At 66.0% G+C, this 21,039-nt stretch carries 15 protein-coding genes and 1 riboswitch; of the genes, 4 read left to right on the top strand and 11 right to left on the bottom strand.

What is annotated here, in order from left to right:
* Positions 1–65: 65 nt before the first annotated feature.
* Positions 66–145, bottom strand: a riboswitch (S-adenosyl-L-homocysteine riboswitch).
* 176 nt (positions 146–321) lie between these two features.
* From C8C93_RS23725 to C8C93_RS23715, 3 genes are all read left to right on the top strand, one after another.
* A complete protein-coding gene (locus C8C93_RS23725) occupies positions 322–1,947 on the top strand; it encodes a peptide chain release factor 3 (RefSeq protein WP_121508500.1) in 1,626 nt (541 codons plus the stop codon).
* Positions 1,948–2,316: 369 nt separating this feature from the next.
* Complete coding sequence (locus tag C8C93_RS23720) at positions 2,317–3,780, top strand: hypothetical protein (RefSeq protein WP_147433797.1); 1,464 nt, start codon at positions 2,317–2,319, stop codon at positions 3,778–3,780.
* Between the two features lie 90 nt (positions 3,781–3,870).
* Positions 3,871–4,674: an HAD-IIB family hydrolase gene (locus C8C93_RS23715; protein ID WP_121508498.1), complete on the top strand. Its 804-nt coding sequence runs from the start codon at positions 3,871–3,873 to the stop codon at positions 4,672–4,674.
* A 110-nt stretch (positions 4,675–4,784) separates the two neighbouring features.
* Here C8C93_RS23715 and C8C93_RS23710 read toward each other — a convergent pair whose 3' ends face one another.
* The 5 genes from C8C93_RS23710 to C8C93_RS23690 form a co-directional block, all read right to left on the bottom strand.
* Positions 4,785–6,026, bottom strand: coding sequence for an ROK family transcriptional regulator (locus C8C93_RS23710; RefSeq protein ID WP_121421229.1), 1,242 nt, complete (start codon positions 6,024–6,026; stop codon positions 4,785–4,787).
* A gap of 13 nt (positions 6,027–6,039) precedes the next feature.
* Positions 6,040–6,492 carry an RbsD/FucU family protein gene (locus C8C93_RS23705; RefSeq protein WP_057270393.1) on the bottom strand — a complete coding sequence of 151 codons (453 nt, stop codon included), beginning with the start codon at positions 6,490–6,492 and terminating at the stop codon, positions 6,040–6,042.
* Between the two features lie 3 nt (positions 6,493–6,495).
* A complete protein-coding gene (locus C8C93_RS23700; RefSeq protein WP_121508497.1) occupies positions 6,496–7,302 on the bottom strand; it encodes an ATP-binding cassette domain-containing protein in 807 nt (268 codons plus the stop codon).
* A gap of 2 nt (positions 7,303–7,304) precedes the next feature.
* A complete protein-coding gene (locus tag C8C93_RS23695) occupies positions 7,305–8,264 on the bottom strand; it encodes an ABC transporter permease (protein ID WP_057270395.1) in 960 nt (319 codons plus the stop codon).
* Between the two features lie 81 nt (positions 8,265–8,345).
* Positions 8,346–9,359, bottom strand: a complete 1,014-nt coding sequence (locus C8C93_RS23690; RefSeq protein WP_056638934.1) for a sugar ABC transporter substrate-binding protein — start codon at positions 9,357–9,359, stop codon at positions 8,346–8,348.
* A 136-nt stretch (positions 9,360–9,495) separates the two neighbouring features.
* On the opposite strand from C8C93_RS23690, the gene C8C93_RS23685 reads away from it, so the two are divergent.
* Positions 9,496–10,533, top strand: a complete 1,038-nt coding sequence (locus C8C93_RS23685; RefSeq protein ID WP_121508496.1) for a PfkB family carbohydrate kinase — start codon at positions 9,496–9,498, stop codon at positions 10,531–10,533.
* Positions 10,534–10,557: 24 nt separating this feature from the next.
* Here the strand turns inward: C8C93_RS23685 and C8C93_RS23680 are convergent, their stop codons facing one another.
* The 6 genes from C8C93_RS23680 to uvrA form a co-directional block, all read right to left on the bottom strand.
* Entirely contained in the window at positions 10,558–12,039 is a 1,482-nt protein-coding gene (locus C8C93_RS23680) for an NYN domain-containing protein (RefSeq protein WP_121508495.1), read from the bottom strand.
* Positions 12,040–12,111: 72 nt separating this feature from the next.
* Positions 12,112–13,074: a tripartite tricarboxylate transporter substrate binding protein gene (locus tag C8C93_RS23675; protein ID WP_121508494.1), complete on the bottom strand. Its 963-nt coding sequence runs from the start codon at positions 13,072–13,074 to the stop codon at positions 12,112–12,114.
* A 165-nt stretch (positions 13,075–13,239) separates the two neighbouring features.
* Entirely contained in the window at positions 13,240–13,671 is a 432-nt protein-coding gene (locus C8C93_RS23670; RefSeq protein WP_055393104.1) for an Lrp/AsnC family transcriptional regulator, read from the bottom strand.
* 178 nt (positions 13,672–13,849) lie between these two features.
* The gene (locus C8C93_RS23665; RefSeq protein ID WP_121508493.1) at positions 13,850–14,206 is read right to left on the bottom strand and encodes a hypothetical protein; all 357 of its coding nucleotides are present in this window, start codon (positions 14,204–14,206) and stop codon (positions 13,850–13,852) included.
* Positions 14,207–14,407: 201 nt separating this feature from the next.
* Complete coding sequence (locus C8C93_RS23660) at positions 14,408–14,914, bottom strand: hypothetical protein (RefSeq protein ID WP_055393055.1); 507 nt, start codon at positions 14,912–14,914, stop codon at positions 14,408–14,410.
* A gap of 194 nt (positions 14,915–15,108) precedes the next feature.
* Entirely contained in the window at positions 15,109–20,982 is a 5,874-nt protein-coding gene (gene uvrA / locus C8C93_RS23655) for an excinuclease ABC subunit UvrA (RefSeq protein WP_121508492.1), read from the bottom strand.
* Positions 20,983–21,039 lie beyond the last annotated feature (57 nt).

Genomic DNA, 21,039 nt, shown 5'->3' with positions numbered 1-21,039 from the left:
TTCTTGCTCCAAAGCATGTTTGAAAAACCACTGGTCGCGGGAGTGAAAAAGCTCACCACACGAGAAGTGGATGAGCGTCGTTGCTAGATGACTCCGAGCCTCACGCCCCGCCTGTGCTGGGGACGCTGCAACGCTCCTCGGATCGGCGGATTATAAAAGCAAGTGCATTCCCCGCACCATGCCCCGGGATGAATCCGTCCTCGGCCTTGCACGGAACAGTAAAATCCCGCCACTGCCGCCCCTGCGTCCCACGCCGGTCCCGGCCCGAAGATTCTTGCGCAGGGCGCTCTGCCCCGCACCCATCCCATTCAGGAACCCCCTGTGTCCTACGCCCCAGAAACCCGGCGCCGCCGTACCTTTGCCATCATTTCCCACCCCGACGCGGGTAAGACGACGCTGACGGAAAAGCTGCTGCTGTTCTCGGGCGCGATCCAGATCGCAGGCGCCGTGAAGGGCCGCAAGGCCAGCCGCCACGCCACCTCCGACTGGATGGAAATCGAAAAGCAGCGCGGCATCTCGGTGGCCAGCTCGGTCATGCAGATGCTGTACCGCGAGCACGTGATCAACCTGCTCGACACGCCCGGCCACAAGGACTTCTCGGAAGACACCTACCGCGTGCTCACCGCCGTGGACTCGGCCCTGATGGTGATCGACGCGGCCAACGGCGTGGAAGCGCAGACGCGCCGCCTGATCGAGGTCTGCCGCCAGCGCGACACGCCCATCATCACCTTCGTGAACAAGATGGACCGCGAAGTGCGCGACCCACTGGACATCATGGACGAGGTGGAGCGCGAGCTGGGCATGCCCTGCTGCCCCATGACCTGGCCCGTAGGCCAGGGCAAGAGCTTTGGCGGCATCATCAACCTGCGCACCAAGACCATGACGGTGTTCGAGTCCGGCAGCGAACGCCGCCCACAGGACTTCGAGGCCATCCCCTTGTCGGACGAGGCGACTCTGCGCACACGCTTTGGCGCTGAGTTCGACGCCGCGCTGGAGAGCATGGAACTGGCCGTGGGCGCATCGCCCGCGTGGGACCATGAAGCCTTCCTGGCTGGCAAGCTCACCCCCGTGTTCTTCGGCTCCGGCGTGAACAACTTCGGGGTGATGGAGGTGCTCGATGCCCTGGTGGACATGGCTCCGCCCCCCGGCCCGCGCGTGAGCACGCTTGAAGTGAACAAGCAACCCGTGGTGAAGACCATCCAGCCCGAAGACGAAGGCTTTGCCGGCGTGGTGTTCAAGGTGCAGGCCAACATGGATGCCAACCACCGCGACCGCATCGCCTTTGTGCGCGTGGCCTCGGGCAAATACACGCCGGGCATGAAGCTCAAGGTGCAGCGCACCTCCAAGGAGCTGCGCCCCACCAGCGTGGTGACCTTCATGTCGCAACGCCGCGAGGCCGTCGAAGAAGCCTACGCAGGCGACATCATTGGCTTTACCACCCACGGCGGCGTGCAGCTGGGCGACACCATCACCGATGGTGCCAACCTGCAGTTCACCGGCCTGCCGTTCTTCGCGCCCGAAATGTTCATGACGGTGGTGCTCAAGAACCCACTGCGCACCAAACAGCTCCAGCAGGGCCTGGCCCAGCTGGGCGAGGAAGGCGCGATCCAGGTCTTCAAGCCCGACGCAGGCGGCAACATGCTGCTGGGCGCCGTAGGCCAGCTCCAGTTTGAAGTGGTGCAGCACCGCCTCAAGGCCGAGTACGACGCCGATGTGCGCCTGGAAGGCTGCCAGTACACCGGCGCGCGCTGGATCACCGCCGACAACGCAGCCGACCTGCGCGCGTTCACCGACGCCTACCCGCTGCGGCTGGCGCACGACGCGGCCGACACACTGGCGTACCTGTGCACCAGCCCGTATGACGTGCGCCTGGCGCAAGAGCGGTTTCCGAAGATCCATTTCCACCCGCTGCGCGAGCATGCGGGGTTGGCGCTGCAGGGCGCATAGCCCGCACAAGAGGGGGAAATTCTTGCGCAGTCAGCCGATCAATTTCTCCACGGCGCCGCTTTGCACCAGGGCTGGCATCGGCTCCACCATTTCCGCACTGCCCCTGGTCGGTGCGGACTTGCTGCTGCTGAAGACTTGGACCAGAGGGCGTGATGTGCCTGGGAGTGTGGGCAGCAGAAGGCATCGAAGCGAAACGTACGAAAACCGAGGATCGCGTGGTGCTACCGACAAGCCCAGGGTGGGCCCCTGGGCGCTAGAGGTGGTACCACGCGAGACCGGTTTATTGCGCGTTGCAGCCGATGCGCCTTCTGCCGCCCGCACTCCTAGCCACTACACGCCTGCAGCGCTCAACTTCCTGCGTCATTGGCAATGGATGCTCCAGCATTGAAAGCCGCGCGCATCGCGCTGCGCGCACACATCGACCGCCACCCCTGGATCGAGTGTCTCAGCGCCACACTGCTTCTGTCTCTGCTCACCCTGCTGGTGCATGGCGCATCACTCCAGGGATCCTGGCGCTGGGATGACGGCGCTCACCTGAGCTACGCCGCCCAATACACACCCTGGCAATATTTCTTGGAGCCCCACGTTGCCCAAGGGCACTCCAGTGCCAATGTCGCTCCATGGAACCTGCTGTTCTACGACATCAACCTGAGCTTGTTCGGCATGGCCGCCGCGGGCCACTACGCGCACTTGCTGCTGCTCGTGGGGCTGGGAGCCGCGTTGTTCTATGCCGTGTTGCGAGAGTGGGTGGAGCCCCTGCCCGCACTGATCGGCGCCGTTGCGCTGTTGCTTGGCAAGCCCACTGCCCACATCGCGGCGGGACTGATGCATGGGCACTATGCGACCGGCTTCGTGTTCGCCATGCTGTCGATACTGGGGTGGACCCGGTATCTCAAAGGCGGGCGCGGATACTGGCTGGGGCTGTCGACCCTGGCCTACCTGCTGGCGACTACCTGCAAGGAAGTCTATGTACCCCTGGTCGTCCTCTTGCCCTTCCTGCCCGTGGGCACGCGGCCGCAACGGGTGCGTGCTCTGATACCGTTTGTGCTGATTGCACTGGTCTACATAGGGTGGCGCTACCTGCTACTGGGGCGCCTCGTGGGCGGCTACAGCCAAGGGGTTTTCGATGCCAGCGAGGCCCTGCGCCAGTTGCTCCGGGTTCCCAAATTGCTCCTCGGCTCCAAACCGCCCGGCAACATCCTTGCCGTTGTATTTCTCGGCCTTCTGTGTCTTGCGGCCGTGAAGCGCCGCCTCCATGCGCCTGTGTTCTTCGTGTCCTTGGGCAACGTCCTGCTGCCGCTGATACCGCTGACGGCCTTTCCGGGAATTCACAGTCCGGACCGTTACCTGTTCGTGCCGTGGGTGGCGTTTTCAGCCTGCCTGGCGGTCGTCTGGCCGCGAGAGACGCGCCCGGTTTTTGCCCTTGTTGGAGGCGCAGCGCTTGTTGCGGCCCTGGCAGGTGTGCATGCGCAGGAGAAACAGGCGCTCAGGCCCAACCTGGCGTATTGGGACACGCTGTACCGCTTTGCCTTGTCGCTCGACAAAGAGCGGCAGGCCATATTCGTAGTCCCTGAGTTCGGAGGCACCGATGATGGATACAAACGCTTTGTACTGACCCGCGCCAGAAACACCGCCGACCTGTTTGCGCCAAAGCCGCAGCCAGGCGATTTGCTCGTCGTGGACGAAAAGGGCCGTGGCCTGGAACAGGTCCCATTGGCCACCCTGCAGCTATTCGAGTTCCGTGGCGGGGACATGGTGCCCATGCCCCCCGAAAGGGTCGCAGAGAAACTCCCGAGCCTGGCGCGTGGGCAACCTGCCCAAAGTGTCCGTTAGAAGCAGTCATCTCTTCGTCCACAGAAAAAGGTGCATCCGCGACTTTCACCAACGCCCCCTCTCGCCATCCCTATGCCTTCTCGTTCCCCCATGCTTCCGTTGAGTACCTGGAATCCTCCCGCCCGCCTCGTCGGCCTGCTCACCGACATCGACGACACGCTGACCACGGAGGGGGTTGTGCCTGCGCACGTGGTGCAGGCGATGGAGTCGCTCAAGGCCCGGGGACTGGCCGTGATCCCCATCACGGGTCGCCCCGTAGGCTGGAGCGAGCCCTTTGCGGCCGCCTGGCCTGTGGATGCCATCGTGGCCGAGAATGGTGCTGTGGCCCTGCAGCGCTCTCTGGACAAGCGCGATGCGCTGTTAAAACGATATCAACAGGATGCAGCCACGCGCGCAGCCCATTTCGCCCGCATGCAGCAAGTGCTGGCTGACATCGAAGCCAGGGTGCCCGGAGCCCGCCGCGCGACCGACTCGCCCGGACGCGAAACGGACATCGCCATCGACCACAGCGAGTTCACACACCTGCCCCAAGAGCGGATCGACCAATGCGTGGCGATCCTGCGCGCCGCAGGCATGAACGCCACCGTGAGCAGCATCCACATCAACGGCTGGTTCGGCGCGCACAACAAGCTGGAGGGCGCGCGCTGGATCGTGCGCGAGTTGCTGGGACGCGACCTCGACGCGGAGATCGACCGCTGGGTGTATGTGGGCGACTCGACCAACGACCAGCTCATGTTCGAGCACTTCCCCCACAGCGTGGGGGTGGCCAACATCGCGCGCTTTGTGCCACAACTGCAGCACCTGCCGCGTTATGTGACCCAGGGCGAACGTGGCGCGGGGTTTGCCGAAGTGGCACGGGCGATCCTGGCGGGTCTGGATCGCAGCGGGAGCTGAGCCTGAAGCAGCCTTGGCCGAGAAATTTGAATAGAAATGCGGCCTAGCGCTTGATGGATATGCGCAATAGCTATATTTTTAATATCAAAACTGCACGACCCACGCCCTTCTCAGGCCTTGAGGAAGATGTCCGTATCCGGCGCAAAACACGCATGCAGCGGCAGCAGCGCCCCACCCAGCGCGCGGGCGTCCGAGCCCATGGTGCCCAGCTCCAGCCGGGGCGGCTGGTGCAGGCCTTCCCAGTTGTAGTCGGCCAGCGCGTGGCGGGCGCTCTCGCACAGGGCCTGCAGCAGCTCAGGGGCTGCGGCGCCATCGACCACCACGGCATCCAGGTCCAAAAACGCCGTGGCCGAGACGATGCAGTGCGCCAAGCCCGCAGCCGCGCGTGCGATCCAGCCCCGGCTGTGTTCCAGCCACGGGGCCTGCAGCACGCGCTTGTCGTAGGCGGCCATGGGGTCGAGACCGTGTTCGCGAAAGCGCTGCTCCAGCTCCCACAGGGAGGCCTGGCTGATGAGCTGCGCGGGGGCCTGGCCCGGCTGGGCAGGTGACAGCGGCAGCGAGGCCACCGCACCTGCGTTGCCATGCAGACCGCGATGCAGGTGCGAATTGATGACCAGCCCGCCACCCACAAAGGTGTCCATGAACAGGTACAGAAAACTCGGGATGTCGCGCCCGCGCCCCTGCAGCAGCTCGGCCACGCAGGCGGCGGAGGTGTCCTTGGCAAAGGACACGGGCAGCTCGGTCATCTGCTGCACCTGCTCGGCCAGGTCGATGTTGTTCCAGGCCTCGGACTGCGCCTCGGTCAGCCCCAGCATGCGGTGCCAGCCGCCGAGCTGGAACGGCGCGGCCACGCCCACCCCTACCACGCGCGAGCGCAGCGGGCCCAGGCCGTCGAGCAGCTGGTTCAGGTGCGTGCGGATCGCAGGCAACAGCACGTCGATGTCAGGGAAGGCGTAGTCGAGCACGATGCGCTCGCGCACATGGCCGGTGAAGTCCACCAGCAGCCAGTCGGCACTGCGGCGGCCGATCTTGATGCCGATGGCAAAGGCGCCGTCGGGGTTGAGACCAATGGGCACCGAAGGCTGGCCCACACGGCCGCGCACCGGGGCTTCGCGGCGCAGCAGCTGGTCTTCATCGAGCCGCGCAGTGATGAGCCCGATGGTCTGCGCCGTGAGGCCCGTGACCCGCGCCATCTCGGCCTTGGCCAGGCTGCCGTGTGTGCGCAGGGCCTGCAGCACCACGCGCTCGTTGAACTGGCGCAGCCCCACATGGTTGGAGCCACGCTGGCGCAGCAGCGCGGGGCTGGCGGCAGCGTTGTCAACGGCGGGTAGGGATGCGTCGGTGTCCAGCATGGTGATGAATCGATCAGGCGTTCAGAGTGTCGCCGATGACGCCCTTGCGCAGCAGGAAGTTGCCCCAGGGCTGCAGCTCTCCCGTCACAACGATGGCATAGGCCTTTTTGACGCGCTCGTAGAACGCAAAACGCTCCACGCCTTCGGCCTGCTCACTGGCCACGCCCTCGCGCGCCAGCACGTCCATGGTTTCGCGCTGCAGGGCTGAGCGGTAGGGCACCTCGGTACCGCCCACCTGCATGTAGGCCACGGGGTGCGGCACGTCCTGCGCCAGGGGCAGCACGCTGGCCACCGCTTGAACGGCACGTGCCATCCCAATGCCCGGCAGGCGCAGCACGGGCTTGCCCGCGCCCAGGCTCATGGCGGTGAAGTTGGCGTCGGCCAGCACGATGGCGTCGTCATGGCCCATTTCCGCCAGCACCTTGAGCAGGTCGGGGGTCAGCAGGGGGTCGATGTTTTTCAGCATGGTTCAGGCCAGGCATTCAGCGGGCAGGTCGGACGCAGCCATGGCACCCGTCATCACGGCCACGGTGTCGCTCATGCTGATCTTCTTGGGGTTGACCACGGCGGCGCGCTTGCCCAGGCGGGCGATGTGGATGCGGTCGGCAATCTCGAACACATGGGGCATGTTGTGGCTGATGAGGATGACGGGCAGGCCCTTGTCGCGCACGCGGCGGATGAGCTCCAGCACCATGTTGCCCTCCTTCACGCCGAGGGCGGCGGTGGGCTCGTCCATGATGACGACGTGGCGCGCAAACGCTGCCGCCCGCGCCACGGCCACGCACTGGCGCTGGCCGCCGGAGAGCGTTTCCACCGCCTGCGTCATGGAGCGGATGCCGACCTTCAGCTCGGCCATGCGGGCCACGCTTTCTTCGAGCATCTTCTTCTTGTCGAGCATGCGCAGTGCGCTGCCCAGCAGTCCGGGGCGGCGCAGTTCGCGCCCCAGGAACAAATTCTCGGCAATCGTCATGGCCGGGGCCACGGCCAGGTCCTGGTACACGGTTTCGATGCCCGCTTTGCGCGCGTCGATGGGGCTCTTGAACTGGATGCGCTGGCCGTCGAGCAGGATCTCACCTTCGTCGGGCACGGTGGCGCCCGACAGCGCCTTGATGAGACTCGACTTGCCCGCGCCGTTGTCGCCGATCACGGCCAGGATTTCACCGGCGCGCAGTTCAAAGTCGGCACCATCGAGCGCGGTGACCTGCCCGTAGCGCTTGACCAGGCCCTTGGCCTGCATGACCAGCGGGGCGTTCGTTGTGTGTGGGGTGGTGGTCATGATCAACGCACTCCTTTGCGCGAGAGTTGGTCGGTGGCCACGGCCAGGATCACGAGGATGCCGGTGACGAGGATCTGGTACACCGACGACACGCCCATGAGCGTGAGCCCGTTGCGGAACACGCCCACAATCAGCGCCCCCACCAGCGTGCCCAAAATCATGCCGCGCCCGCCAAACAGACTGGTGCCGCCCAGCACCACGGCGCTGATGGCGTCCAGGTTCTCGGTCTGGCCCGCGTTCGGGTCGCCCGCCCCGGTGCGCGCCACCGACAGCACCGAGGCGATGCCGTAGAACAGGCCCGCCAGCACATACACACCCAGCAGCACCTTGTCGGTGGCAATGCCGGTGAGGCGCGTGGCCTCGGGGCTGTTGCCCACGGCGTACACATGGCGGCCGGGCGCAGTCTCGCGCAGCGCAAACCAGGTGACGAGGTACAGGGCCAGCATGAGCACGGCCCCCCACACGATGGCGGTCTGCCCCAGCTGGAAGGTGTTGCCCAGTGCGGTCATGCCAGCCGGGATGTCGGTGATGGTCTGCGCGCCCGAGTACAGCTGCGTGGCGGCAAACGCGATGTTGAGCGTGCCCAGCGTGACGATGAAGGGCGGCAGCTTGATCTTCGTGACCAGCAGGCCGTTGATCAGGCCGAACAGCATGGTCACCGCCATGCCGCACGCAATCGCCACGGGGGCCGAGAGGCCGTAGTCCGCCGCCATCTTGGTCATCACAATGCCGCCCAGCGCCATCACCATGCCACACGACAAATCGATGCCCGCGGTGAGGATGACCAGCGTCTGGCCGATGGCGATGACCGCCACCACCATGACCTGCTGCAGGATGAGCGCGAAGTTCTGCGCCGACAGAAAACGTTCGCTCTGCGTGGCAAAAAAGGCGCACGCCAGGATCAGCGCGATGAACGGCCCCAGCGTGGCCAGCGGCGGTAATTTGGAAGCGGTCGAGGACATGGCGGCTCCGTGCGGGTGGACAAAGGGGGCGCTCAGGCAGGCCCGTTGCGGCTTGCCTGGCGCCAGATCAGCAGAGGCCGCTTATTTAGCGCCCCAGCACAGGTCGGTGCCGGTCTTCACATCCTTGCTGTCCACGCCCGCCATGGGCTTGGCAGCGATCAGCGTCACGCCGGTGTCGGTGTAGCCGCTGACCTTCTTGCCGGTCTTGGCGTATTCCACGCCTGCCGCCACGCCCATCGCGGCCATGCGCAGCGGGTACTGCTGGCTGGTGGCGGCGATCACACCCTTGCCCACGTCGGCGATGCCTGCGCAGCCACCGTCCACCGAGACGATGAGCACGTTCTTCTCCTTGCCTGCGGCCTTGAGCGCGTTGTAGGCACCGGCGGCGGCGGGCTCGTTGATGGTGTAGACGATGTTGATGTCGGGGTTCTTCTGCAGGCAGTTTTCCATGCCGGTCTGGCCCTTGGCGCGGTCACCAAAGCTGTCGGCCATGCAGACCACTTCGGCGGGGCGCGACAGCTCATTGCTCTTGGCATCGTTGGCCTGCAGGCCAAAGCCCTTCAGGAAACCGTTGTGCCGCTGCGCGCCCACCGGGTGGCCGGGGAACAGGTCCAGCGTGGCAATCACAGGTTTCTTGCCCGCCGCGGCGGCCTTGGCGTACTGGCCGATCAGCTCGCCCGCCTTGTAGTTGTCGGTGGCAAACAGCGCGTCCGTCGCATCCATGGGCTCGGTGGGGCTGTCGAGTGCAATCACCATCACGCCGCGTGCCTGCGCCTTCTTGATCGCGGGCACGATGGCCTTGGCGTCGCTGGGGGTGATGAGGATGGTCTTGGCACCTGCGGCGATCAGGTTCTCCATGGCCGTGACCTGGCCCGCGTTGTCGCCATCGGTCTTGCCTGCCGCCGACACCAGCTTGGCGCCCAGCTTCTTGGCCTCGGCCGTGGCGCCCTCTTTCATCTTCACAAAGAAGGGGTTGGTCTCGGTCTTGGTGATGAGGCCGATGACGGGCTCGGATGTCTGCGCCTGGGCCAGGCCACAGGCCAGGGCGCCGGTGAGGGCAAGGGCAGAAAGCGCAAAGGCGGGGGTGCGTTGCATGGTGTTGTCTCCGGGTGTTGGGATGGCAGATTCCTGTCGGCCCCGTGCTGCGCGGCTGGCAGGTGAACCACTCTTGTCGGGTGGATGGGATCGAACTATAGTGGCCGACGAGTTAATAAATCAAGTGGATTTACTTATGGTTTTCCCTATCCAGTCCCCCGACTCCAGCCCCGCCCACACCGCACCGCCACTGCGCGTGGCCACGGCGGGCGAGGCCTTGTTTGACCTGATCGAAGAGCCCGATGGCCGCCTCAAGCCCTGCGCGGGCGGCGCCGTGTACAACCTCACGCGTGCGCTGGGGCTGCAGGGCGTGGGCACGCTGTACCTCAACCCGCTGTCGGGCGACATGCTGGGGCGACAACTGGCGCGCGGCCTGCACGATGCGGGCGTGGCCCTGGCCTCCCCCACGCCGGTGCGTGCGCCCAGCGCGCTGGCGCTGGCCGCACTGGATGCCGAGGGCAAGGCCAGCTACAGCTTCTACCGCGACGGCGTGGCCGACCGCCAGGTGACAGCCGATGCGCTCATTGCCGCGTGCGCCGCCCAGCCCCACCTGCAGGTGGTGGCCACGGGCTGCCTAGCGCTGGTGGCGCAGGACGCAGCCATCTACCAGCCCTGGCTGGCAGCGCAGCGCGCAGGAGGCCGCATGGTGGTGGTGGATGCCAACCTGCGCCTGTCGGCCGTGGACGATGCCGATGCCTACCGCGCCAACGTGATGGCTGCCCTGCAGCACGCCCACCTCATCAAGGTGAGCGACGATGACCTGGAGGCGCTGGCCGTTCCGGGCGCCAACGCATTGGAACGCGCCCACTATTTGCAGCAGCAAACACAGGCCCAATGGCTCGCCCTGACCCTGGGGCCGGAAGGTGCCTGGCTGCTGCAGCGCGACGGCCTGGCCGTGCATGCGCGCGAAGAAGCGCCGATCACGGTGGTGGACACCGTGGGCGCAGGCGACTGTTTTCTGGCGGGTTTGATCACCGCCTGGCTGGCAGGGCCTGAGCGGGGCGAAGAAGCGCTGACCTTGCGCACGGGTGGTCTGACGGCGCCCGTTGCGGAAGCCCGGCTGCGCGCCATGCTGCACCATGCGCTGGCCAGCGCCGGCCACTGCGTGGAGCGCGCGGGCTGCACGCCGCCGCGTTACGAGGAAGTGCGCGAAAGGCTGGCGTTGCGGCGCTGAGCGACCGCAGCGGGCCGATAGCCCTTACTCAGCCGGTTTGGCTGCCGGTTTACGGGCTCGGCTGCGAGGACGGGCAGCGGGTGCCTTGGCGAGTGTGGCGCCTTCTGCCTCGGCGGCTGAGGCCTCGGGAGCGGCAGTAGAGGACTCGGCACTTACCTCCCTCCCTCCAGCACGCGCGCTGCGCGCACGGGGCGTGGCGGCCTTGCGGGGGCTGGCGCCGGGCTTTGCGCCGTCTCCACTGCGCGCGCGGCTGCGGCGAGGGGTGGCGGCTTCGGGGCCATCGTCCTCGGTGGATGCACCGCCTTCCGGCGTGTCCGCACCCTCTTCCACTTCGGAGCGCATTTCTTGCAGCGGGGTGGAGTCGATCACCGGCTCTGGCGGCGCAGCCTCGGGGGCAACGGACTGGCTGAAGTAGCGGCTGGCCGGACGCTCTGCAGGGGTATCGGCCTGTTCGGCCTCAAGGTGTTCGTGGCGCTGCGGGGAGCGCGTGTCTGCCCGGTCCGGGCCCTCACCGCGACGCCCTCGGCTGCGGCCCGATGGGCCCTGCTCTTCGCCGCCGTCCGAACGCAGGTCAGGCGCCGTCGCCACCGCATGGAAGTCGTGCCGTGTGGCGCCGCCCTGGCTGGCGCGCTCGCCCGCGCCCTCTGACCTGGCGGGCGCCGCTGTTGCGCTGGGCTGACCAAGGCTGCGGAACACATACGCACCCGATTTTTCATCGCGCCCAAACTCCAGCAGGCCGCGCGCCTGCGCTTCTTCGAGCAGGTTGCCAAAGGTGCGGAAGCCATACCGGCCTTCGCTGAAATCGGGCTTGCGACGCTTGATGGCCTCCTTGAGCACCGAGGCCCAGATCTTGCCGGTGTCGCCGCGCTCGGACAGCAGGGCTTCAAACGTTTCGGCCGCCAGCTCCACGCCCTGGGTCCGGCGTGCGTCCTGACCTTCCTTGCGGCTGCGCTCCTCCTCGGGGCTGCGGCGTGGCGCGGACGGCGGGTTGCTGCCTGGGGCCTGGCGGCGGGCCTGCGCACGCTGGTTCTCGCGCACCAGGTCGTCATAGAAGATGAATTCGTCGCAGTTGGCAATCAGCAGATCGGACGTGGACTGCTTGACGCCCACACCGATCACCTGCTTGTTGTTCTCGCGCAGCTTGGACACCAGCGGCGAGAAGTCCGAGTCGCCGCTGATGATGACGAAGGTGTTGACGTGCGACTTGGTGTAGCAGAGGTCCAGCGCGTCCACCACCAGGCGGATGTCGGCTGAGTTTTTGCCCGACTGGCGCACATGGGGGATCTCGATCAGCTCGAAATTCGCCTCATGCATGGTGGCCTTGAAGCCCTTGTAGCGCTCCCAGTCGCAATAGGCCTTCTTGACCACGATGGAGCCCTTGAGCAGCAGGCGCTCCAGGATGGGCTTGATGTCGAACTTTTCGTACTGCGCATCGCGCACGCCCAGAGCGACGTTTTCAAAGTCGCAGAACAGGGCCATGCTGATGCTGTCGGAGGGGGATGCCATATCGTGTGTGAGTTCCGTTCAATGCTGCGGATCATCACACGGAACGCATTGCACCCTCCGAAGGGAGTGGCCTCAGGTGGGTTTGGCCAAGCCCAGTTTCTCTACCAGCGCCTTCTCGCGCGTGAACGTGTCCTGCGCAAACTTCTTGTACGCCGCCGTGCTCATGTACATCGGCACCATGTCATAGCGCGCCAGGGCCGTGCGATAGCTCTCTTGCTCCATGGCCTGCTTGAAGGCATCGTGCAGGCGCTTGACCACCGCATCGGGTGTGCCCTTGGGCGCACCGATGCCAAAGGGCGAGTTCTGCACCAGGTTCAGCCCCAGCTCCTTGAGCGTGGGCGCATCGGGGAACTTGGCCAGGCGCTCGGCACCCCAGGTGTTGAGCACGCGCAGCTTGCCAGCCTCGACCTGCGGTGCAAAACCGGTGGAGTCGGCAGCCGCCATGATCTGCCCGCCCAGGATGGACTGCATCAGGTCGGCGCTGCCCTTGTAGGGCACGTGCAGCAACTCCAGGCCCAGTTGCTGGGCGATCAGCTCCATCGTAAGGTGCGGGCTGGTCATGGTGCCGGTGGAGCCGTAGCTGAGCTTGCCGGGGTTGGCCTTGGCCCAGGCCACGAAGTGCGTCCAGGTCTTGAGCGGCGAGTCGGCGGGCACCACCAGGCCAAACGCGTAGCCTGTGACGTTGAGCACGTAGCTGATGTCTTTGACCGGGTCCCAGTTGATCTTGGTGGTGTAGGGCAGGCGGAACACGCCCAGGGGGATCTGCGCCACGGTGTAGCCGTCGGCAGGCACGGTTTGCAGTGCCTGCGCGGGCAAGGTGCCGCCCGCGCCGGGCTTGTTTTCAACAATCACGGTCTGCCCCAGGATCTTGCTGGCGTTGTCGGCCAGCGCGCGCATGGTGATGTCGGTGGGGCCACCGGCCGGGAAGGCGATGATCAGCTTGATGGGTTTGTTGGGAAAGCTCTGGGCCTGCGCCAGGAACGCGGGGGCGGCGAGGCTGGCGGCTCCCCATTGGATGATCTGGCGACGTTGCATGGCGAAGCTCCTCAAAACGAAAGACAAAAGATTCGCTCATTGGACTGCAGCCCCTCGCGCGGGGCATGCAGGAAACCCCCTAGCCTCTGTCACCAAGGCGGCAGCGCGGCTGGGGCAGGATGGTTCCCGCAACGCGCCGGTAGCGCGCAACACCGCAGGCGTTTGTCACACTTTGTACGTGGACAGCAGCAGGCTGGTTTCCGTGTTGGCAATGCCCGGCGTGAGGCGGATGCGGCCCAGCGCCGCATCGAATGCCTCCAGGCTTTCGGCGCGCACCTCGGCCACGATGTCCCAGCGGCCGTTGGTGGTGTGCAGGGTGCCCACCGTGGGCTCACCGCGCAGCGCATGGATGACAGCGGGCGCCGCATTGCCCTCGACCGCGATGCTCATCCACGCACGGATGCGCTGGGGCTCCGAATCGGGCCGCAGCCGCACGGTATAGCCGACGATGACACCGCCCTCCTCCATCTTGTGCAAGCGGTTCTGAACGGTGCCGCGCGATACACGCAGCTTCTGCGCCAGCGTGGCCACGGGGGTGCGTGCGTCGGCGCGCAGGATGCTGAGGATTTCGCGGTCGGTGTCGTCCAGTTTGGTCATGGCAGGCTCTGTAGCTGGCAGTTCGGCAATTTTCTGTGCATTGTGGCCCTGCAAGCTGGGACGGGCATTTCTTCCGCCCGGCGTAACGCGGACGACTTCTCACGCTGAATCTGGATCAGGAAGGCCGGCAGCGCCCGTCTAAAAAGCATCAAACGCTATCAAAACCATAGCTCCTGCATCACAACGAATCCGTGGGATGCGGGGCCTGCGCATCCAGCCGCGCATCACAACCCACGCCCGATGCGATCCAGCGCCGGGCCATCGCAGACAGTGCGCGCACAGCCCAGGGATGGGACAGGCCGGTGACACCACCAGGGTCGGCCACCATGCCACACCAATAGCGCTGGTCGGCATCGCTCCAGCGCAGGGCCGTGCAGGCCCCCTTGCGGCGCCGTGACACCAGCATCCCCAGCGGGCAGGGCTCCGCCAGGCAGCACAGCCCACAGCCGTTGCAGGGTGCGCCTTCTGCGGGCTTGGCGGGTGCTGCAGGATGCAACCACACCACGGTGGGGTGAGCAGGCAGTTGTTCGGGCATGGGGTGCAAAGGGAACACGCGCGAGCGGCAAATGCCCCCCGCGCTCCACGGTGCATTGTGCGGCCCCATTACCGCCGCGCGACTGGCTGCACGACCACAGGCCCCAACAAAAAAGCCCCCGCTGCGATCACAGCGGGGGCCAAACCGGTCGAAGGGACCGGGGAGGGAGACAAGTAAAGAGGGAATGAAACTGCCGCCGGATCAGCAACCCAACGGCCGGTTCGGGCGCATGGGCACGATGCCGGTGACGCGCAAGGTGGCATTCGAGCCATCCGTGGCTGTCAGCGTTTTTCCGCTGAAGCGCACCTGGTCGCTCTCGCGTACCACCGCCGTGTCAGTCGGCTCGCCGCTGGCGTATTCCTTGCCATCAAAGGTCAGGAAGACCTGGTGCAGGCCCGTCGCATCGGGGCGATAACGGATGTCGCCAAAGGCGGTGGCCGAAGAACCCACCTTGTTGGCCCCGTCAAAGCGGAAAGCACACAACTCGGGCACCGAGCCGATGGGGTTTTCCTTGTCCACGCCGGTGAGGTTCAACGTGCCGTTGCCGTACACACCGTTAAGACCGTCCACCGTAGCGCTGGTCACGGTCAGCACACCGGGTTCGTTGCTGGGTGTTGGGTCATCGTCATTGCCGCCGCCGCAGGCGACCAGCAGCACAGAAGCAGCCGCAAGGGCAGTACAGGTCTTGAGGAAATGAAAAGCGTTCATGGTGATGGGCGTCCGTAGATGTGGATGGAAGGTGGGGAGCCGATCCCCTGCAACCCATCGTAGGAAGCCCACCCCGCGCAGCGCGTGCGCCATGTTCCGCGTTGTGCGTAGGACATGGGCCGACAGGGGTGTGCGCCAACCAAATGGCTGGCATGGCGCCACCCTGCCCCTGCCGCCCGCACCGCTCACGTATCTCAGCGCGCCAGCACCGCCGCCAGCGCCTTTCCAGTATGTGTGCCCGCCGCCACCACATCCTCGGGCGTAGCGGCTGCCACGATGCGCCCGCCTGCGTTGCCACCTTCAGGTCCCAGGTCCAGGATCCAGTCAGCCTCGGCGATCACATCCAGGTCGTGCTCGATCACGATCACGCTGTGGCCGCCATCGACCAGGCGGTGCAGCACACGGATGAGCTTGTCGACGTCGGCCATGTGCAGGCCCACGGTGGGCTCGTCCAGCACATACAGTGTGTGCGGCGCCTTCTGCCCTCGGCGGCCCACCTCGTCGCGCACCTTGGTGAGTTCGGTGACGAGCTTGATGCGCTGCGCCTCGCCACCGCTCAAGGTCGGCGACGGTTGGCCCAGCGTGAGGTAGCCCAGGCCCACGTCCTGCAAGAGCTGCAGCGGGTGCGCAATGCTGGGCATGGTGGCGAAGAAGCCCACGGCCTCATCCACCTCCATCTGCAGTACGTCGCCAATGCTCTTGCCGCGCCAGGTCACGGCCAGGGTTTCGGGGTTGAAGCGCGCGCCGTGGCAGGTCTCGCAGGGCACCTTCACATCGGGCAAGAAGCTCATCTCAATGGTGCGCACGCCCGCGCCTTCGCAGCCGGGGCAGCGACCTTCGCCGGTGTTGAAGGAAAAGCGCCCGGCCGCGTAGCCGCGGGCCTTGGCCTCCAGCGTTTCGGCAAACAGCTTGCGGATGGTGTCCCAGAAGCCGATGTAGGTGGCGGGGCATGAACGCGGCGTCTTGCCGATGGGCGTCTGGTCCACTTCGAGCACGCGGTCGATGCTCTCGAAGCCCGACAGGCCCGTGCAACCGACCAGTGGCGGCGCCTTGCCCGCGTCCATGGCATCGCGCCCGGCCTTGGTACTGCGCTGCTGCACCCAGGCCTGCACATTGGCCAGCAGCACATCGCGCGCCAGGGTCGACTTGCCCGAACCGCTCACGCCCGTCACGGCCACCAGGCGGTGCAGTGGCACGGTGGCCGTCACGTTCTGCAAGTTGTGCAACTGCGCGCCATGCACCGTAAGCCAGCGCATGGCGGCACGTTCCTTGGCCTCGGTCAGCGCGTCTGCGGCCAGCGATGCGGCCTGGGCCGCGCGCTTCTTGACGGCAGCGCTCTGTCGGCCAGTGGGTGCTGCAGCTTCGGCACGGGCAAAGGCGGCCGTGGCCTCGGCACTGACCTCGCTGGCCGACATGCTGCGGCGCAGCTGCAGCGGATGCTTCATGGCGTGCAGCAGGTAGCGGCCGGTTTGCGAATCTTCGGCGCCCGTGATGTCGGCCACGCTGCCCTGCGCCACCAGGCGCCCGCCGCGTTTGCCCGCGCTGGGGCCAATGTCGATGATGTGGTCGGCGCGGCGGATGGTGTCTTCGTCGTGCTCCACCACCACCAGCGTGTTGCCCTTGTCACCCAGCTTGTGCAGGGCGTTGAGCAGGATCTGGTTGTCGCGCGCATGCAGGCCGATGGTGGGCTCGTCGAGCACGTAGCACACGCCCTGCAGGTTGCTGCCCAGCTGCGCGGCCAGGCGGATGCGCTGGGCCTCGCCACCGCTGAGCGTGGGCGCGCCCCGGTCGAGCGTGAGGTAGCCCAGGCCCACTTCTTCGAGGAATTCGAGGCGGCTCTGGATCTCGGGCACCAAGTCGCGGGCGATGTCGCCTTCGCGCTGGGTCATGCCGCCTTCGATGCGCAGGGTCTCGATCCAGCGGCGCACATCCGTCACCGACAGCGCGGCGATTTCGGTAATGCCCACTCCCGCAAACTTCACCGCGCGGGCCGTGGCGTTCAGACGCGTGCCGTGGCATGTGGGGCAAGCGGTGTCCTGCAAATCTTCCACCTCGGGCTCGGCAAAGGTCTGCTCGCGGCCCTTTTCCTTGTCGTCTTGTACCGAGTCGTCAAACACCTTGCGCTGGTCCTTGGTGAGCTTGACGCCGGTGCCCACGCAATCGGGGCACCAGCCATGCTTGCTGTTGTACGAGAACAGGCGCGGGTCCAGCTCGGCATAGCTGGTGGCACACACCGGGCAGGCACGCTTGGTCGAAAAGGCTTGCAGATGGCCAATACCGGCCGTGGGCAAGCCGCCCTCCATGGCCGCAGCCAGCGTGTCGATGCTGCTCAGCACATGCACCACGCCCTTGCCGTGCGTGAGCGCGTCGGCCAGTGCCTTGCGGAGCTGGGCTTCGTTCTCGGGCGACACGTCGATGCTGGCAACAGGCAGCTCGATGGTGTGCTCCTTGAAGCGGTCAATGCGCGGGAAGTTGGTGGTGGGCAGGAAGTTGCCATCCACGCGCAGATGCGTAAAGCCGCGCGGGCGCGCCCAGTCGGCCAGCTCGGTGTAGACGCCCTTGCGGTTCATCACCAGCGGCGCAAGCAGTCCGATGTGCTGACCGCGAAACTGCGTGAGCAACTGCGCGGCGATGCTCTCGGGCGTTTGCGGCTGCACGGCTGCGCCGTCTTTGGTGCAGTGCTGGGTGCCCAGCTTGACGTACAGCAGGCGCAGAAAGTGCCACACCTCGGTGGTGGTGCCCACGGTGGACTTGCGACCGCCGCGCGAGAGGCGCTGCTCGATGGCGACAGTGGGCGGGATGCCGTACACGGCATCCACCTCGGGCCGACCGGCTGGCTGCACGATGCTGCGGGCATAGGCGTTGAGCGATTCGAGGTAACGCCGCTGGCCTTCGTTGAACAGGATGTCAAACGCGAGCGTGGACTTGCCCGAGCCGCTCACGCCCGTCACCACGTTGAACTTGCCACGCGGAATGTCCACGCTCAGGTTCTTGAGGTTGTGCTCCTTGGCGTTGACGATTTGTATAGCGTTTTTGGCCGCTGGCGCTTGATTCATATGCGCGAGGCGCTCTGATTTTCGTAGCACAGCAGCTTTTTCGTGCACCGAGTGGCCGCCCACGCCCAGCGCCAGTTCGTAGTCGCGCAGCGCCTGCCCGGTGTGTGAGGTGGCATGGGCACGCACGTCCTCGGGCGTGCCCTCGGCCACGATGAGGCCGCCCGCGTAGCCGCCTTCGGGGCCCAGGTCGATGAGCCAGTCGCTGGCGCGGATCACGTCCAGGTTGTGTTCGATGACGATGAGCGAGTGCCCCGCATCGATGAGCTTGCGCAGCGCGCGCATCAACTTGGCAATGTCGTCAAAGTGCAGGCCAGTGGTGGGCTCGTCAAACAAGAACAGCGTGCCTTTGCGGGCGACGGACTGGCGCGATTTGGATGCGCTGCGCGCAGCCTCCGCCAGAAAGCCTGCAAGCTTGAGGCGCTGCGCCTCGCCGCCTGACAAGGTCGGCACGGGCTGGCCCAACGCCACGTATTCGAGCCCTACATCCACGATGGGCTGCAGCGCGCGGATCACATCACGGTCATTGGCAAACAGGTCGGCCGCCTCGGCCACCGTGAGAGCCAACACGTCGGCCACATTCAACGTCCGACCACCACGCTCGATGGTGATCTCCAGGATCTCGGGCCGGTAGCGCTTGCCATCGCAGTCCGGGCAGCGCAGGTATACGTCGCTCAGGAACTGCATCTCCACATGCTCAAAGCCCGAGCCGCCGCAGGTCGGGCAGCGCCCATCGCCGCTGTTGAAGCTGAACTTGCTGGCCGTGTAGCTGCGCTGCTTCGACAGCGGCGCCACGGCAAACAGTTCGCGGATGCTGTCCCACGCGCCCACGTAGCTCACGGGGTTGGATCGGGCGGTTTTTCCGATGGGGGATTGATCGACAAACACAACATCCGACAGATGGTCGGCGCCCAGCATGCGGTCGTGCGCGCCCGGCGTGTCGGTGGCCTTGCCAAAGTGGCGCAGCAGCGCGGGGGCCAGCACGTCCTGGATCAGGCTCGACTTGCCCGAGCCACTGACGCCGGTCACGGTGACCAGGCGCTGCAGCGGGAACTCCACCGTCACATCCTGCAGGTTGTGCTCGCGCGCGCCTTCGAGGATGAGGCGCGGCGTGGATTCGGTGACCATTCGCTTGAAGCCAAAACCCACGTGCTTGCGCCCACCCAGGTAGGCGCCGGTCAGCGTGTCGGCGTTGCGCAAATCGGCCGTGGTGCCGTCAAACACAATCTGCCCGCCCAAGCGGCCGGGGCCAGGGCCCATGTCGATCATGCGGTCAGCCGCCAGCATCACGGCGGGGTCGTGCTCCACCACCACCAGCGTGTTGCCCGCATCGCGCAGGCGCAGCATGGCCTCGGTGATGCGGTGCATGTCGCGCGGGTGCAGGCCGATGCTGGGCTCGTCCAGCACGAACAGCGTGTTGACCAGGCTGGTACCCAGCGCCGTGGTGAGGTTGATGCGCTGCACCTCGCCGCCACTCAGTGTGCGGCTTTGCCGGTCGAGCGTGAGGTAGCCAATGCCCACGTCGCACAGGTATCTGAGGCGGGTGGTGATTTCTTCGTGCAGCAGCTTGAGCGCTTGCGCGTCGCCGCCCTTGGCGTCGTCGCCCACTGGTAGCTGCATGCGATCAAAGAACTGGCGCAGTCGGTCGATGGGCAGCAGCATCAGATCGTGCAGGCACAGGCCGGGCAAGGCCTCCAGTTGCTCGCGCGACCATTGCACGCCTTCGGGCATGAAGCGTTTGCCAGGCTCCAGCACCGCATCGGCATCCTCCTTGCGGCCGATGCGCCAGAGCAGGCTTTCGGTCTTGAGCCGCGCACCCGCGCAGGTGGGGCATGGCGTGTAGCTGCGGTACTTGGACAAGAGCACGCGGATGTGCATCTTGTAGGCCTTGCTCTCCAGGTACTCGAAGAAGCGCTTGATGCCGTACCACTGCTTGCTCCACTGCCCGTCCTTGTAGCCCGGCGCGCCGTGGATGACCCACTTTTTCTGGTCGTCGGTCAGCTTGTACCAGGGCGTGTCGCGCGGGATGCCGGCCGTCTCGGCGTGGCGCATGAGGTCGTCCTGCGCTTCTTTCCAGGCGGGGGTCTGGATGGTCTTGATGGCGCCTGCGCGCAGCGTGAGCTTGTCGTTGGGAATGACCAGGCCATAGTCCACGCCGATCACGCGGCCGAAGCCCCGGCAGCTCTCGCACGCTCCCACGGCGGAGTTGAACGAGAACATCGAGGGGATGGGGTCGCTGTAGCGCAGGTCGCTGTCGGGGCAGTGCAGGCCTGTCGAGAACCTCCACAACTCGGGCTCGCCCTCATCCACAAGACGGTACACGTTCAAACGCCCCGTGCCACGCTTGAGCGCCACCTCAATCGCCTCAATCACCCGCGCCTTCTCGGCATTGCCCAGGCGGAAGCGGTCGGCCACCACATCGAGCACCTTGCGTGGGCCAGTGGGCGTGGCCACCTCGCGCTCGGCCTGGACCTTGGTGAAGCCGCTGGCAGACAGCCATTGTTCGACCTGTTCGGCCGATGTGTTGGCAGGCAGCTCGACCGGGAAGGTCAGCACGATGCGCGGGTCGCCTGCAGCGGCACTGCGCTGCTGCAGCTCGGCATAAATGGTCTCGGGCGAGTCGTGCCGCACCGGCTGCGCGGTCTGCTTGTCGAAGAGCTGGCCCGCACGCGCGAACAACAGCTTGAGGTGGTCGTTCAGCTCCGTCATCGTGCCCACGGTGGAGCGGCTGGAGCGCACGGGGTTGGTCTGGTCGATGGCAATGGCCGGGGGCACACCCTCGACCTTGTCCACGGCCGGTTTGTCCATGCGGTCCAGGAACTGGCGCGCGTAGGCGCTGAAGGTCTCCACGTAGCGACGCTGGCCCTCGGCATACAGCGTGTCGAACACCAGGCTGGACTTGCCCGAGCCGCTGGGGCCGGTCACCACCGTGAGTTCGCCGGTGCGGATGTCCAGATCCAGGTTCTTGAGGTTGTGCTGGCGTGCGCCGCGGATACGGATCAGTCCCTGGGTCATGGAGGCAGTCTTTTTCGAGGGTGAGGCGGAACATTCTAGGCACCGCAGTGGCGCCCG

Source organism: Acidovorax sp. 93 (assembly GCF_003633835.1).
GTDB classification, from domain to species: domain Bacteria; phylum Pseudomonadota; class Gammaproteobacteria; order Burkholderiales; family Burkholderiaceae_C; genus Acidovorax; species Acidovorax facilis.
Note: the sequence above shows the minus strand (reverse complement) of the source record. Positions and strands in the feature narration are given on the sequence as shown.

Excerpts from the sequence above, each read along its gene's own strand:
- C8C93_RS23670 (WP_055393104.1), bottom strand. The coding sequence starts at position 13,671 with ATGACCAAACTGGACGACACCGACCGCGAAATCCTCAGCATCCTGCGC.
- C8C93_RS23660 (WP_055393055.1), bottom strand. The coding sequence starts at position 14,914 with ATGAACGCTTTTCATTTCCTCAAGACCTGTACTGCCCTTGCGGCTGCT.
- C8C93_RS23715 (WP_121508498.1), top strand. The coding sequence starts at position 3,871 with ATGCTTCCGTTGAGTACCTGGAATCCTCCCGCCCGCCTCGTCGGCCTG.
- C8C93_RS23705 (WP_057270393.1), bottom strand. The coding sequence starts at position 6,492 with ATGCTGAAAAACATCGACCCCCTGCTGACCCCCGACCTGCTCAAGGTG.
- C8C93_RS23685 (WP_121508496.1), top strand. The coding sequence starts at position 9,496 with ATGGTTTTCCCTATCCAGTCCCCCGACTCCAGCCCCGCCCACACCGCA.
- C8C93_RS23695 (WP_057270395.1), bottom strand. The coding sequence starts at position 8,264 with ATGTCCTCGACCGCTTCCAAATTACCGCCGCTGGCCACGCTGGGGCCG.
- C8C93_RS23675 (WP_121508494.1), bottom strand. The coding sequence starts at position 13,074 with ATGCAACGTCGCCAGATCATCCAATGGGGAGCCGCCAGCCTCGCCGCC.
- C8C93_RS23665 (WP_121508493.1), bottom strand. The coding sequence starts at position 14,206 with ATGCCCGAACAACTGCCTGCTCACCCCACCGTGGTGTGGTTGCATCCT.
- C8C93_RS23720 (WP_147433797.1), top strand. The coding sequence starts at position 2,317 with ATGGATGCTCCAGCATTGAAAGCCGCGCGCATCGCGCTGCGCGCACAC.
- uvrA (WP_121508492.1), bottom strand. The coding sequence starts at position 20,982 with ATGACCCAGGGACTGATCCGTATCCGCGGCGCACGCCAGCACAACCTC.
- C8C93_RS23700 (WP_121508497.1), bottom strand. The coding sequence starts at position 7,302 with ATGACCACCACCCCACACACAACGAACGCCCCGCTGGTCATGCAGGCC.
- C8C93_RS23710 (WP_121421229.1), bottom strand. The coding sequence starts at position 6,026 with ATGCTGGACACCGACGCATCCCTACCCGCCGTTGACAACGCTGCCGCC.
- C8C93_RS23690 (WP_056638934.1), bottom strand. The coding sequence starts at position 9,359 with ATGCAACGCACCCCCGCCTTTGCGCTTTCTGCCCTTGCCCTCACCGGC.
- C8C93_RS23680 (WP_121508495.1), bottom strand. The coding sequence starts at position 12,039 with ATGGCATCCCCCTCCGACAGCATCAGCATGGCCCTGTTCTGCGACTTT.